The sequence below is a fragment of the Algoriphagus sp. CAU 1675 genome (assembly GCF_029222925.1).
In the GTDB taxonomy this organism is placed as follows: Bacteria; Bacteroidota; Bacteroidia; order Cytophagales; family Cyclobacteriaceae; genus Algoriphagus.
On sequence record NZ_JARHUI010000002.1, the window covers coordinates 461,550 to 475,048 of the forward strand.

Sequence of the window (13,499 nt, forward strand, 5' to 3'; positions counted from 1 at the left end):
CTTTATCCTTTCACTCCGGCAAGAAGGTAGAGCACGGCCATCCGTACGGCCACCCCATTTTCAACTTGGTGAAGAATAATGGAATGCTCGGAGTCCGCTACATCGGAACTGAGTTCCACTCCACGGTTGATTGGCCCGGGATGCATGATCACGATCTCTTTATCCAATTCCTGAAGCAGCTTTTTGTTGATCCCGTAATAAAGGGAATATTCTCGCAAACTTGGAAAATACTTGATTTGCTGGCGCTCGAGCTGAATACGTAGCACATTAGCTACATCGCACCATTCCAGAGCTTTTTTCACATCCAATTCCACTTTGACCCCCAAGCTGGCAATATGCTTTGGAAGTAAGGTAATCGGCCCGCAAACCATCACTTCCGCACCGAGTTTCTGAAGGCAGAAAATATTGGAAAGGGCTACACGGGAATGCAGGATATCACCGATGATGGCAATCTTTTTACCATGAAGATCTCCCAATTTTTCCCTCATGGAATAAGCATCCAACAAGGCTTGTGTAGGGTGCTCATGTGTTCCATCCCCTGCATTGACAATATTGGCCGATACATTTCTGGAAAGAAAGTGGGGAGCTCCTGGACTGCTGTGTCTCATGACCACCATATCGACTTTCATGGATAAAATATTATTGACTGTATCCACCAAAGTCTCCCCTTTTTTCACAGAACTATTACTAGAGGAGAAATTGATCACATCTGCAGACAGGCGCTTTTCCGCTAGTTCAAAAGAAAGCCTGGTCCTAGTGGAATTCTCAAAAAAAACATTGGCTATGGTAATATCCCTCAATGAAGGAACTTTTTTGATCGGTCTATTGATGACTTCCTTGAAATTGGCAGCTGTATCAAGAATCAGATGGATATCTTCCGGTGTAAGGTCTTTGATACCCAATAAGTGGCGTGTGCTGAGTTGCGACATGATTAGCTTTTAACTTTCTCTGTGATCCAAACTGCGTCTTTTTCCTGCCCTTGATTTTCCCATTCGACGACAACGTATTGGGATTCGAGGGTATTGACCCTGATCCCGAAATAATCAGGCATGATAGGGTAATCACGGGTTAGTTTTCGATCCACCAACACCATTAATTCCACTTTCTGAGGCCTACCAAATGCGATCATGGCATCCATGGCAGCTCTTACGGAGCGCCCCTTGTAGAGCACATCATCCACCAGAATCACCTTTTTCCCCTCTACCAAAAAATCAATTTTTGTCTCATTTGCCTTTAGGGGAAAATCTCTCCTACGAAAATCGTCTCTGTGGAAAGTTGCATCCAAATAGCCGGAAAGCACCTTCACTCCTGAAATTTCTTCCAGGACTGGCACCAATTGGTCCAACAAAATAGTTCCTCGGGGCTGAAGTCCCAAAAGAACGGTATTTTCGAAATTATCGTGGTTTTCGATGAGTTGATGGCAGAATCTCCTGAGAATGATCCCGATCTGTTCCTGGTCTAGTACGAGCCTTTTATGCATGGGGTCAATTTGCCTGTAAATATAAATAAATTCTATTTCGGGCTGTCCTCCGGCTCATACAAATCGCCGGCAACAAGCACTTTGGTTAGAAAAAAAACCTCACGGCTTTTACCCGCTCCACTTTCGTCCTGATACCTAACCCTCTGTGTACCACTTAAAATATAATACCGATCATACCAATGCACAAGTTGAAGGGTTTCCGAATTGGTATCCGCGATCCGTTCATTTTCATTGATCAAATCGATTTCAAAGTCCAGATTGTCAAATATCTTTTCCCCATTTTTAAAATAGGCCAATAGGATGGACTTGTCTTTAACATAGGCATGATAAAGTTCATCCCCGATGATAGCAACTTCCCCAAAGCCCATTGGGTAGACAGTACTCAAATCATCATAGGTTGCGGCATTGTCCCAAAGAACCTGTCCTTCTGATCCCAGTTTGACGAAATGAGCAGAAATGTAATTATACTCTGTTTGTACCTGATATGAACCTCCAACAGGATACCGGTTGCTATAAAAGGGATCTGTGGAAGGCAGACCATATCGCATCCTGCTCAATCTGTCCAATGTTCCAATTGAACTTGCAGAATAAGGATTTCTGTAACTTCCTCTGGGGTTGATCACATCGTAATGATCCAAATAGAAATAGTAGCCATCATCCATCTGTCTTGCCATTCGAATTGAATACACATTTCGGATGGATGGAATTTTATTTTTATCGATTTCCTTGAGAACTTCCTTGTCTTTACGAATCTTCGATTTTTCGGTCATGTAATTATAAAAGTTAGGGAAATCCTCCAGGGTGTAGAACTTGGTTCCATACTCTCCAAATTCATTAATATCCATCAGGTACATGCCTTGATAGGAATCTCTTCTCTCTAATCCAAAGGCCCCTACCATCATCTGTCCGTAATTCTTTTTAGGAACTAGGAGCGCATCCATGATTTCCTGACCAGACTCCCCAAACTCCTCCACCTGAATACTCCTCAGTAAATTACCGTCCAAATCATAGGTGTTTATACTAATTTCCACATCCTTATATTTCCCTTTTCTACTCAAAACCACCTCAAATGCCAATACATCAGGCATTTTTTGGATTTGAAGAATTTGGGTATTGTTTCCATAAATCCCCTGAATGGTGTTGAGCCTTTTGTCGGTGAGGTTATAAACCTGAATTGCGGGTCTCCCTTCAGAGTTCCCTAAAAAAATCACCCTATCCTCCTGTACGAAAAACTCAACCAACTCCATTTCTAGAACATTATTGACCAGATATTCAAACCCTTGGCCAGTTTCTAGATCAATTTGAAGCACATATTTTTCTGCATTGAGAGAATAGCCTCTCTGAAACAGAATGTACAAGAACTTACCGTAGGTATCGTAGCCCACCATATCATAACCTTCCCTTGCAGGAAGTTCAATTATGCCCTTGCTGTTTAGGTTTTCATCAGAAATAAAATATTGAAATGTCCTGTCTGAACCCAATACTTTTTTCTGAAGGGTCCGAAAAGAAACCAGCCCATTTGCAGTATTGACAGTTTCAAAAACTGGATCAAAAAAATCTGTTTCTACTTCGAAACGAGCAACGTATTTCACTTGAGCCTGTGAGGCAATTCCCCAAAAGAGGAAGACCAATAGAATTCCAACCCTTCTCATGAACCCATTTTGAGGATTAAGTCAAACTCCTCTTTTCCGACTGGCAGAACAGAAAGCCGACTCTGTTTTAACATGGGTAATTCCGACAGACGATCTTCAGATTTGATCTGGGCTAAAGTCACAGGCTGGTTAAGGGCTTTTTTCACCTTGAGCTTCACTGCCGTCCAGGCTTCATCTTTGGGGTCTGGAAAAGCTTCCTCTGAGACCTCCGCGATTCCGACAACTTCTTTATCCTTACCACTGTGGTAAAATAAAACCAGCTCTCCCAATTTCATCTCTCGGAGATAATTTCGGGCCTGGTAGTTTCGGACCCCATCCCAGACCTCCTCCTCTATTTTTACAAAATCATCCCAGGAGTAAGATCCCGGTTCGCTTTTCACCATCCAATAGTTCATGCTCATAAGGAAAAAGGTTAGACACACTTTAGCAATCTTTGCCTTCACCCGATTTTTTACATCCAGAGTACTCCCAGGTGACAGATTGGATTTTAAGTTAAAACCTTCAGACTTTAAATTGAAATAATAATTGAAGACATTTGTCTATATCTCCTAATGAAAACTAAAAAAAATTTTGGACCACAAGAATATTCTTAAAAAACTGAAGCTCTGCATCCAACTTATGGAGCTTCATGAAGAAAACAGCTTTAAAATCAGGAGTTACCAATCTGCCTTGAACTCCCTGGAACGGGGTGATCAGGATATCATGGAGCTTAGCGAAGAAGAACTCAGCCAAATACAAGGAGTGGGAAAAAGTATTCTAGAAGCCATCCGTTCATTGAAGGAAAGAGAAAGTTTCGACCTTCTGGATGAGTTAATTGAGAAAACTCCACAGGGAATCTTGGAAGTTCTTCAAATCAAAGGACTCGGCCCCAAAAAAGTGAAGGCTCTTTGGGAAGAACTGGGCATCACTTCTACCCATGAATTGATGGAAGCTTGCCAATCTGGAAAAGTTGCCAAAATCAAGGGATTCGGAGAAAAAACCCAAGACACCATCATTCAAAACCTGGAATTTAAAGCATCCAACGAAGGCAAATGGCTGTTTGCGGATGTAGAGGAAATAATCGAAAATTTACTAGATGATCTTAAGAAACTCCTCCCAAACGTTGATCTGGCCGTGATTGGTGATTTTGCAAGGAGAATGGAGATTATTTCCAGTGCTGATTTTTTGATAGGCAGCAACTCCTCCACGGAAAAAGACAAATTGAAAAAAGCTGCGCATATTTCTTGGGACTGGGCTGCTTCGGGTCCTCGGGTATGGAGAGGGAAGTTGAAAGATGAAGACCTGAAAATAGAAGTGCAATTTTGCGAGCAGGCCGATTTTCTTTGGAAAAAGATAGCTTCTTCGGCTTCCAAGCACTTTCTGGAAACCATTATTGACGGAAAGGATACGATTGGTGAGAAACTGAAGCAAAAAGACTTCAATTCTGAGGAGGAATTTTTCGCGAAAAACGATCTCCAATTTATTCCGGTAGAAATGAGGGAAGGATACGGAGAAGTGGAAATGGCCAAGGAACACAAAATCCCGCGTCTCTTGGAGGAGAATGACCTCATCGGAATCCTACACAATCACTCGACTTATAGCGACGGAAAACACAGTCTACGCCAAATGGCTGAATACTGTAAAAAACTGGGCTATGAGTATTTAGGAATTTCGGATCATAGCCGTTCGGCATTTTATGCTGGCGGTCTGGAAGTCGAAAAAATCCAGAAACAACATGCAGAGATAGATGAACTCAACAAAGAACTGGCTCCATTCAAAATATTCAAAGGGATAGAAAGTGACATTCTAGCAGATGGAAGCTTGGACTATGAAGAGGATATTTTGGCTAGCTTTGATTTCATCGTTTCCTCCGTTCACTCCATCCTGAATATGGACATCAAGCGGGCAACTTCCCGACTTTTGACTGCCATAGAAAACCCCTATACAACCATATTAGGCCATCCTACAGGAAGATTATTACTCAGAAGAGCTGGCTACCCAATTGACCACAGGGCAATCATAGATGCTTGTGCAAAGCATAATGTGGTGATCGAGATCAATGCCAATCCATGGAGACTGGATTTAGATTGGAGATGGGTGCATTATGCAATGGAAAAAGGCGTTATGCTTTCCATTAATCCAGATGCTCATGAAATGGAAGGATATGCCGACATGAAATACGGTGTGCTTACCGGAAGGAAAGGAGGATTGACCAAGGAAATGACTTTGAATGCGCTTTCCGCTAAGGAAATTGAAAGCTACTTTGAAAAAAGAAAGAAAAAGTAAACCCCAAACAAAAGTCACTCATGCTGCCCAAAATTGGGCAGCGCTTTTCATTTTCTGAAAAAGCATCCCAATAATTAGACTCTCACACATCGTATTTCTAGCCTAATCCGTATCTTCGCCCAATTCGATTTTATCATGAAATGGACCAATCAGCCTGAGGGCGTACTCTTACAGCGCTCTTTTTTATTCGGAATCACCGGGATTGTTCTGGGAACCTTATCCATTCTGAATTCCAATTTCTTTTTTATCCAAGCCCCCATGGGCCCGCTTAATGGTGTAGCCCTTTTACTTCAGTTGATTGGATTGAGTTTGTCAGTCTTAGTTTTACGCAGGAGAAAGGTAAACAAGGAGGATTTGGAAAAAGCGAAAGTCATGACTCTGATTTTGGGTGTTTCTCTGCTGTTCTTCATCCTTTCTATTTAAAATTCAGCATCTAGCCCACTTCTTATAACTGCTGACTTTTTCTATAATCTGGCATTTTTTTAAGACAGGTTGGCAAGAAACATACCCATCCCAAAGGACTTTATTTTAAAAACTCAAACCTTTGAAATGGAATTGCCGTTTGGGTGAATGTTTAAAATTTTACCAACTATGAAAAAATTGATTTTAGGGCTAGTTGCAGTATTTGCCCTCAACCACAGCATTTTTGCGCAGGAAGTTTCTACCGCCTCCTATCAGGAATTTAAAATTGTCACGGTAGTAGAATCCATTGTTCCAATGGGGCTTGGAAGGTCAAGAATTATTGACACTCAAACTCAGGTGGACTCCAACCAATTTGCCACTGAAAGAACAGATGGAAAAAAGAGCAATCAAAAAGAAATTGACAGAAAGGACATCAAGGTAGATGAACTGGAAGAAACCAAGTTGCTCAACTTTTTTTCGGCAGCAGGCATCAACTTCCAGAATATTGCCTCGAATGATGCAGTCATTGCATCCAAGATCAACAATTTATTGGCAGAAGGCTGGAAACTAACTTTTGTGACTTCCGGCGTGGAAAGTAATTCAGGGTCTGAAGATGGACAGGGGATTTTCATCACCCGTCTATTCTTTTCCAGATAGAAATTAAACTCCATAAAAAAACAAAACCCCGAATCAGTACTGACTCGGGGTTTTTATTTTGAAAGCAGGTTTTATTCCTCTGCTTTCTCTTTTTTCTTCACCGAAATACTCAGCTCACTTCCTTTGCCATCATAATCGGCTGTAATTACATCCCCTTCGGAAAGGTCCCCTTTCAGGATTTCCTCAGCGATGGCATCTTCCAAATATTTCTGAATTGCCCGGTTTAAAGGACGGGCACCATATTGCTGGTCGTATCCTTTTTCCGCCAAGAATTCCTTGGCTTTCTCGGTCAATTCTATTTTATATCCCAAATCGGTGATTCTGTGGAATAGCTTATTCAAGGAAATATCGATGATCTTAAAGATATCCTCTTTGCTCAAGGAGTTAAACACCACCACATCATCCAATCGGTTGAGGAATTCAGGACTGAAGGCCTTTTTCAATGCAGATTGAATAGTGGATTTCATAATATCATCCATACTTTCCTGCTTGGCCTTACTGGCAAAACCGATACCTGCACCGAAATCCTTTAAGTCACGAACCCCAATATTGGAAGTCATGATAATGATGGTATTTCTGAAGTCCACTCGTCTTCCCAATCCGTCGGTCAAAATACCGTCATCCAGCACCTGCAAAAGGATATTAAATACATCTGGATGGGCTTTTTCAATCTCGTCCAACAAAACCACAGAATAAGGCTTTCTTCGGACTTTCTCAGTCAATTGTCCTCCCTCTTCATATCCTACATAACCTGGAGGCGCTCCTACCAATCTGGAAACGGAAAACTTCTCCATGTATTCAGACATGTCTATTCTTATCAGGGCATCCTCTTTGTCAAACAAATACGTTGCAAGCGTTTTTGCCAACTCAGTTTTACCTACACCAGTTGGACCAAGGAAGATAAAAGAACCGATTGGTTTCTTAGGATCCTTCAATCCCACTCTGGTTCGCTGAATTGCCTTCGTCAACTTCTTAATAGCCTCATTCTGTCCGATGACTTTTGAGCTTAGCTCCTCATTCATGTTGAGCAGTTTGGCACCTTCGTTTTGAGCGATTCGCTTGGCAGGAATTCCTGTCATCATCGCGATCACTTCAGCCACATTATCCTCATCCACTGTAAAGCGCTTGGATTTACTTTCTTCTTCCCATCGAACTTTTGCCAACTCCAGTTGCTCAAGAAGTTTCTTTTCCTTGTCTCTCAACTGAGCGGCTTCTTCATACTTCTGGGATTTCACCACACGGTTTTTCTCCGTTTTGATGTTCTCCACTTCAGCTTCCAGTTTCAGGATATCTTCCGGCACATGGATATTGTTGATATGCACACGGGCTCCGGCTTCATCCAAGATATCTATAGCTTTATCAGGCAAGAACCTGTCAGAAATATATCGGTCTGACAATTTCACACAAGCCTCGATTGCTTCATCGGTATAGATGACATTGTGATGATCTTCGTACTTATCCTTGATATTGTTCAAAATCTGAACGGTTTCTTCAGGGGAAGTAGCATCAACCATTACCATCTGGAATCGACGTGCCAAGGCACCGTCTTTCTCAATATACTGCCTGTATTCATCTAAGGTAGTGGCACCTATACATTGGATTTCTCCACGGGCCAATGCAGGTTTGAACATATTGGACGCATCCAGGGAACCGGAAGCTCCACCTGCTCCAACGATGGTATGCAATTCGTCGATGAAAAGAATCACATTTGGAGATTTTTCCAGCTCGTTCATCACAGCTTTCATTCTCTCTTCAAACTGCCCTCTGTATTTGGTTCCAGCCACCAAAGACGCCAAGTCCAAAGTCACCACCCGCTTGTTGAAAAGCACACGGGAAACTTTTTTCTGAACAATCCTTAAGGCTAAACCTTCCGCAATAGCAGTCTTACCTACACCAGGCTCCCCAATCAGGATCGGGTTGTTTTTCTTTCTTCTGGAAAGAATCTGAGCCACTCTCTCGATTTCTTTTTCTCTTCCGATGATAGGATCCAGTTTGTCTTCTTCCGCCATTTTGGTGAGGTCACGGCCAAAATTATCCAAAACCGGTGTTCTGGACTTTTCTGCCGCACCCTTGGAGGAGCTTGAACCGCCAGACCCCGGACTACCGAATAATTTCGATCCATCCTCATCCCCATCTTCGGCCTCAGCCTTGGAACGAGGAGACATGCCTGGATCAGATTGCATTTCCAGCATTTCTTTCACCGAATCGTAATTGATGTCAAACTTATTCAGAATCTGGGTGGCGATATTTTCTTCATCTCTTAGAATAGAAAGTAACAAATGCTCAGTTCCTATCAATTGACTTTTGAAAATCTTAGCTTCCAAATACGTGATTTTCAACACCTTCTCTGACTGTCTGGTCAGCGGGATGTTGGCCATGTTTTTTACATTGTGATTTGCTGTACCTTTAACTGCTCTTTCGATTGAATTTCGCAATTCATCAAGCGGCACTCCCAGCTTTTTAAGGATGGAAACAGCAACACCCTCCCCTTCGCGAATCATTCCCAGCAAGAGATGCTCTGTCCCGATATAATCGTGTCCCAGGCGAAGAGCTTCTTCGCGACTGAGAGAGATCACCTCCTTGACTCTGTTCGAAAATTTTGCTTCCATTTATTTCCTTTCTTATTGTAATGATTATCCTGTACAAATGTTACCGAATTTGTTTTAAAAACACAATGCTTTTAACGTTTGTTCAGCCTTTTTTTACGGACTTATAAAGTATTTTTTTAGCCCCTGGCCCTTCGCAAAACATCAAATCCAGAATACTGAGGTTGGGCTCAAAGTCTGAGCCAAAAAGCTGGTGATAAGGCTCTGGGGAATAAAATTGTCTCTCTGAAAAAGGGCTTTTGGGCTCAATCAGACCTCTTATATCCTTTTCTCCCTCTAATTCCTCTATTTTTTCACATTGTCTAATTTTGACAGGTAATTGAAGCAGCTTCAGACAGATTGTCAGCATTTCAAGGTTTAAATCCCAAAGCCTTTCCGGTTTTCTATCAAAAATCCCTTCGAAATACGGGGCGTAAAATTCATAAAATGGGGCCTTTCCATAGGCACTTTGTATTCCCCTTTGGTGCACAGCTTGCCATTTTTGGCTAAAATCAATCTTGATTTCTCCTTGCGGTAGCCTTGGCCTTCTCCCTACAATGGGCACCGAAAGGGTCTCAACCTTATTGGCAAGCAAAATTCGGGTCCGGTTGAAATAGGACTGCCGCTTATATTGATCCTGTGGCACCAAAATCAGTTCATCTGCTTCCATAATTGAACAGAAGTACTCAAGTGAAGGCAAATAATGTAGGTCCGCAACTACTCTGTTCATGAAAGCTTCAGAGATTATAATTCTAACGAAATCTTGATTTGGCAGTCAAATTTTAAAGGTAAACCAGTTTGGACAAAACTGAATCAAAGAAGATCCTCCAACTCTCCCAAACCCTGTCTTATGACCTCTACTTCCTCTCCGGTACAGTCCAAAATAGTAGAGGCTGTATTTTGTCCATATCCACCATCAATGACTACGTCAACTAAGTTTTGATACTTTTCAAAAATCAACTCAGGGTCAGTGCTATATTCCACCACTTCATCCTCATCGTGAATAGAAGTTGACAAAATAGGTTGCCCTAATTCCTCCACCAACATACGCGGAACATTGTGGTCAGGCACACGGATTCCCACAGTCTTCTTGTTCATCTGCATGATTTTTGGCACATGAGAACTCGCCTCAAGAATAAATGTAAATGGCCCAGGAAAGGCCTTTTTCATCATTTTGAAAACAGGTTTGTCGATCACACGGGTATATTTGGCTATATCGCTAAGATCCGCACAGAGGAAGGAAAAATTATGCTTTTTGGGATTTACGCCTTTGATTTTGGCGATTCTTTCCACGGCTCGTTGGTTGGTAATATCACAACCCATTCCATAGACAGTATCTGTTGGGTAAATCACCACGCCACCATCTCTGAGTACTTCCACAATTTGTCTGATTCGCCTTGGATCTGGATTTTCCTCATAAAGGCGAATAAATTCAGCAGCCATGATTTTTTTTGTTTTACTGTTTACTTATAAGACATCCCCATATCGAAGAAAGTTCTTCCACGATAGGGATATCTGCAGGAGCCCAATTTACTTCAAAAAGTTCTTTTTGCCCCAGCCATCTGTACTCTTCGTGCTCAGCCAACTTTATTTCTCCACCTTTTATCCGAACTACAAAAGGAATGAGTTGAATAGTCGTAGGTGCTGAATAGGTATATTCCACGGGAGAAAGTGGTTGGACTAGCTCAATTTCAAGGGCAAGCTCTTCCTTGATTTCCCGTTTTAGACATTCTTCAGGACTTTCTCCTTTTTCAATTTTTCCTCCCGGAAACTCCCAAAAACCAGCCAAAGGCATGGATTTCGATCGCTTTACAGCCAAAACCTTTTCTCCCTGAAAAATCAAGGCACATGAAACTGGTATTATTTTTTGACTTGACCCCTCCACTGTATGCAAAATGAGTATGCTAAAGGAAAAAGGCAAGGGGAATTTTGAAATGGGAACAATAGCAAGAGAAAATCAAACTTCCATTGTATTTCTTTATTTTTGCCCACTATGCTAGCCGACAAAAAGAAAAAACTACTGCTGATCCTGATGATTTCCTTTTCGGTATTGGGAATATCGATGACCTTTTATTTTTACCAGGTTTTCTACAGTCCCAACACCCTGACTGAATCAGATCAACCCTATACGTTGAAAATCCCAAGTAATGCCAACTTTCAATACGTAGCCAACGAACTTTTCGAAAACAAGGTGATCAATGACCCAGTAAGCTTTGGTTTTGTTTCCAAAGTTCTCGATTATCAGGAACTGGTCAAGCCCGGGCTTTACACCATTCAACCCAAAATGACCAATTTGGAACTGGTCAGACTACTCAGATCCGGAAACCAAACTCCAGTTCGCATCACTTTCAACAATGTAAGAACCAAAGAAGACCTGGCTGAAAAAATTACTACCAACCTAGAAATTTCACAGGAACAGTTTTTGAATATTTTGAAGGACTCGGTTTACATCCGAAAGTTTGATTTCAATGAAGAAACTGTCATGGGTATGTTTATTCCCAATACCTATGAGGTTTGGTGGAATACCAGTCCTGAAGCCTTATTTGATAGAATGTATAAGGAATATGAGAGTTTTTGGACTGAAGCCAGAAAAGAAAAGGCCCAAAAAATAGGTTTGAATCCCAAGGAAGTCACCACCTTGGCAAGCATTGTTCAGGCAGAAAGCCAGAAAGCAGACGAGAGACCAAGAATCGCCGGGGTTTATCTCAATAGATTGCGTTTGAAAATGCCACTACAGGCAGACCCTACTCTGGTTTTTGCCTTGGGGGATTTTTCGCTCAAACGAGTTCTGAATATCCACAAGGAAACAGAAAGTCCTTACAATACCTACAAATATGCCGGACTTCCTCCTGGACCTATCAATCTTCCGGATATCAATTCACTGGATGCGGTTTTGAACGCAGAGAAACACAGCTATTTATATTTCTGTGCCAAGGAGGATTTTTCGGGTTATCATGCTTTTGCGACCACACTTGCACAGCACAATGCCAATGCCCGTCGCTATCAAGCCGCCCTGAATGCAGCCCGAATCTTTTGATTATGTATACCGCTGAAACACAGATTCGCGTACGCTACGCAGAAACAGACCAAATGAGTTACGTGTATTATGGCAATTATGCCATGTACTTTGAAGTTGCACGGGTCGAGGCTATGCGAAGCATCGGGTTTTCTTATAAACAAATGGAGGAAGAAGGAATCATGATGCCGGTTTTGGAGAGCCACTTCCGCTACCTCAAACCCGGGAAATATGATGAGTTGCTGACAATCAAAACCAAAATCCCAACCCTCCCAGGTGCTCGTATTCGCTTTGAATATGAGGTTTATAATGAAGAAAATGAACTGATCACTGAAGGTTGGACTACCTTGACCTTTTTGAAAAAAGAAAGCCATCAACCCACCCGTCCACCGGGAAATTTATTAGCTTTATTAAAACCGTATTTTTAAGTATAAATCAGAAGTGGTAAGAAGAAGGATTCGAAAAGTTCAGAATCACCTGGATCAACAGGCCCAGAGGCTGAAAAAAATCCATTTTGGAGACCCTGACAAAAACCTGTACGATTTAGGAAAGCTTTTCATTAAGCAGTTGAATAAGGACGATATTACCGAAAGGGCCGGATCCATGGCCTTTAGCTTTACCATCGCCCTCTTTCCATTACTTCTGTTCCTGCTCAACTTAATTCCCTATCTACAGGATTTTTTTCCTTATGTGACCACAGAAAACATCCTCATTTTCATTGAAGAGATTCTTCCAGGAGGTCTTTATGTGCAGGTTGAACATACCATCAGCGATATTATTTCCAGACCTAGACAGAGTCTTCTTTCATTGGGCTTTTTCTTCGCGCTGTATGCTTCCACACAGGGTGTCATCTCTATGATGAGTTCTTTCAATTCCGTGTATCAGACCAATGAAAATAGGGGCTTTTTCAAAAGTCGTCTGATCGCAGTCAATATTGTTATGATTCTGGTGCTGTCGATCTGTCTGGCAAGTACCATTATGATTTTTGGGAATATCGCCATCAACCGGGTTGATGAACTCCAGCTTTTCAATTCCGGGTTTGTGATATTTTTGTTTAATGCCCTAAAATTCCTGGTACTTCTGATGGTATTTTATTTTACCACTGCATTTATCTTCAGAAATGCCCCTGCTGTTCACGACAAATGGCATTTCTTCTCAATAGGCGCCAATATTGCCGGACTTCTGATCACTTTGGGGTTCTATGTTTTTAGCTTTTATCTCAACAATTTCGCTAGCTACAACAAATTGTATGGGTCTATCGGAACGCTATTGGGATTGATGCTTTGGCTGTATATCACTTCCTTGATTGTATTGATTTCCTTCGAGGTCAATGTGACTCTAGATTTGATCGATGAGGAAAAAAAGAACCGGCAAAATGAAGGGCTGGACACTTACCACCCTCTATCCGAAAAAGACACAGATTAAAAAGCTTAACTCTTGAC

14 protein-coding genes are annotated in these 13,499 nt (G+C 41.8%); 6 read left to right on the forward strand and 8 right to left on the reverse strand.

The features are described 5' to 3' along the window. Positions 1-2: 2 nt before the first annotated feature. The 4 genes from P2G54_RS05975 to P2G54_RS05990 are packed head-to-tail and all read right to left on the reverse strand — an operon-like array spanning position 3 to position 3,527. Positions 3-929, reverse strand: coding sequence for an aspartate carbamoyltransferase catalytic subunit (locus P2G54_RS05975; protein WP_275869174.1), 927 nt, complete (start codon positions 927-929; stop codon positions 3-5). 2 nt (positions 930-931) lie between these two features. Next, the gene (gene pyrR / locus P2G54_RS05980; protein WP_275869176.1) at positions 932-1,480 is read right to left on the reverse strand and encodes a bifunctional pyr operon transcriptional regulator/uracil phosphoribosyltransferase PyrR; all 549 of its coding nucleotides are present in this window, start codon (positions 1,478-1,480) and stop codon (positions 932-934) included. Between the two features lie 32 nt (positions 1,481-1,512). Continuing rightward, positions 1,513-3,132: a hypothetical protein gene (locus tag P2G54_RS05985; RefSeq protein ID WP_275869177.1), complete on the reverse strand. Its 1,620-nt coding sequence runs from the start codon at positions 3,130-3,132 to the stop codon at positions 1,513-1,515. Next, positions 3,129-3,527: an EVE domain-containing protein gene (locus P2G54_RS05990; RefSeq protein ID WP_275869663.1), complete on the reverse strand. Its 399-nt coding sequence runs from the start codon at positions 3,525-3,527 to the stop codon at positions 3,129-3,131. The genes P2G54_RS05985 and P2G54_RS05990 overlap by 4 nt, the downstream gene beginning before the upstream one ends. A 175-nt stretch (positions 3,528-3,702) precedes the next feature. Here P2G54_RS05990 and polX point away from each other — a divergent pair, with 175 nt between their 5' ends. The 3 genes from polX to P2G54_RS06005 all read left to right on the forward strand — a co-directional run bounded on the left by polX (position 3,703) and on the right by P2G54_RS06005 (position 6,456). Continuing rightward, positions 3,703-5,397 (forward strand): DNA polymerase/3'-5' exonuclease PolX, encoded by a 1,695-nt coding sequence (gene polX / locus P2G54_RS05995; protein ID WP_275869179.1) that lies wholly within the window; start codon positions 3,703-3,705, stop codon positions 5,395-5,397. Between the two features lie 135 nt (positions 5,398-5,532). Then, positions 5,533-5,820, forward strand: a complete 288-nt coding sequence (locus P2G54_RS06000; RefSeq protein WP_275869181.1) for a hypothetical protein — start codon at positions 5,533-5,535, stop codon at positions 5,818-5,820. Positions 5,821-5,988: 168 nt separating this feature from the next. After that, a complete protein-coding gene (locus P2G54_RS06005) occupies positions 5,989-6,456 on the forward strand; it encodes a hypothetical protein (RefSeq protein WP_275869183.1) in 468 nt (155 codons plus the stop codon). Between the two features lie 71 nt (positions 6,457-6,527). Here P2G54_RS06005 and P2G54_RS06010 read toward each other — a convergent pair whose 3' ends face one another. From P2G54_RS06010 to P2G54_RS06025, 4 genes are all read right to left on the reverse strand, one after another. Next, positions 6,528-9,065, reverse strand: coding sequence for an ATP-dependent Clp protease ATP-binding subunit (locus P2G54_RS06010; RefSeq protein ID WP_275869184.1), 2,538 nt, complete (start codon positions 9,063-9,065; stop codon positions 6,528-6,530). A gap of 82 nt (positions 9,066-9,147) precedes the next feature. Next, positions 9,148-9,771: a WbqC family protein gene (locus P2G54_RS06015; protein WP_275869186.1), complete on the reverse strand. Its 624-nt coding sequence runs from the start codon at positions 9,769-9,771 to the stop codon at positions 9,148-9,150. Between the two features lie 83 nt (positions 9,772-9,854). After that, positions 9,855-10,484 (reverse strand): L-threonylcarbamoyladenylate synthase, encoded by a 630-nt coding sequence (locus P2G54_RS06020; protein WP_275869188.1) that lies wholly within the window; start codon positions 10,482-10,484, stop codon positions 9,855-9,857. Between the two features lie 13 nt (positions 10,485-10,497). Then, positions 10,498-10,884, reverse strand: a complete 387-nt coding sequence (locus tag P2G54_RS06025) for a (deoxy)nucleoside triphosphate pyrophosphohydrolase (protein ID WP_275869189.1) — start codon at positions 10,882-10,884, stop codon at positions 10,498-10,500. 150 nt (positions 10,885-11,034) lie between these two features. Between P2G54_RS06025 and mltG the strand changes: the two genes are divergently transcribed. From mltG to P2G54_RS06040, 3 genes are read left to right on the forward strand one after another with little or no spacing between them, the layout of a single operon-like run. Then, positions 11,035-12,078 (forward strand): endolytic transglycosylase MltG, encoded by a 1,044-nt coding sequence (gene mltG / locus P2G54_RS06030; RefSeq protein WP_275869191.1) that lies wholly within the window; start codon positions 11,035-11,037, stop codon positions 12,076-12,078. Between the two features lie 2 nt (positions 12,079-12,080). Then, positions 12,081-12,485, forward strand: coding sequence for a thioesterase family protein (locus tag P2G54_RS06035; RefSeq protein ID WP_275869193.1), 405 nt, complete (start codon positions 12,081-12,083; stop codon positions 12,483-12,485). 13 nt (positions 12,486-12,498) lie between these two features. Further along, positions 12,499-13,482 carry a YihY/virulence factor BrkB family protein gene (locus P2G54_RS06040; RefSeq protein WP_275869195.1) on the forward strand — a complete coding sequence of 328 codons (984 nt, stop codon included), beginning with the start codon at positions 12,499-12,501 and terminating at the stop codon, positions 13,480-13,482. Positions 13,483-13,499: the final 17 nt, after the last annotated feature.

What these genes read in the sequence shown, in the direction of transcription:
- P2G54_RS05975 (WP_275869174.1), bottom strand. Translation starts at nt 929, where the DNA reads ATGTCGCAACTCAGCACACGCCACTTATTGGGTATCAAAGACCTTACA.
- pyrR (WP_275869176.1), bottom strand. Translation starts at nt 1,480, where the DNA reads ATGCATAAAAGGCTCGTACTAGACCAGGAACAGATCGGGATCATTCTC.
- P2G54_RS05985 (WP_275869177.1), bottom strand. Translation starts at nt 3,132, where the DNA reads ATGAGAAGGGTTGGAATTCTATTGGTCTTCCTCTTTTGGGGAATTGCC.
- P2G54_RS05990 (WP_275869663.1), bottom strand. Translation starts at nt 3,527, where the DNA reads ATGAACTATTGGATGGTGAAAAGCGAACCGGGATCTTACTCCTGGGAT.
- P2G54_RS06000 (WP_275869181.1), top strand. Translation starts at nt 5,533, where the DNA reads ATGAAATGGACCAATCAGCCTGAGGGCGTACTCTTACAGCGCTCTTTT.
- P2G54_RS06005 (WP_275869183.1), top strand. Translation starts at nt 5,989, where the DNA reads ATGAAAAAATTGATTTTAGGGCTAGTTGCAGTATTTGCCCTCAACCAC.
- P2G54_RS06010 (WP_275869184.1), bottom strand. Translation starts at nt 9,065, where the DNA reads ATGGAAGCAAAATTTTCGAACAGAGTCAAGGAGGTGATCTCTCTCAGT.
- P2G54_RS06015 (WP_275869186.1), bottom strand. Translation starts at nt 9,771, where the DNA reads ATGAACAGAGTAGTTGCGGACCTACATTATTTGCCTTCACTTGAGTAC.
- P2G54_RS06020 (WP_275869188.1), bottom strand. Translation starts at nt 10,484, where the DNA reads ATGGCTGCTGAATTTATTCGCCTTTATGAGGAAAATCCAGATCCAAGG.
- mltG (WP_275869191.1), top strand. Translation starts at nt 11,035, where the DNA reads ATGCTAGCCGACAAAAAGAAAAAACTACTGCTGATCCTGATGATTTCC.
- P2G54_RS06035 (WP_275869193.1), top strand. Translation starts at nt 12,081, where the DNA reads ATGTATACCGCTGAAACACAGATTCGCGTACGCTACGCAGAAACAGAC.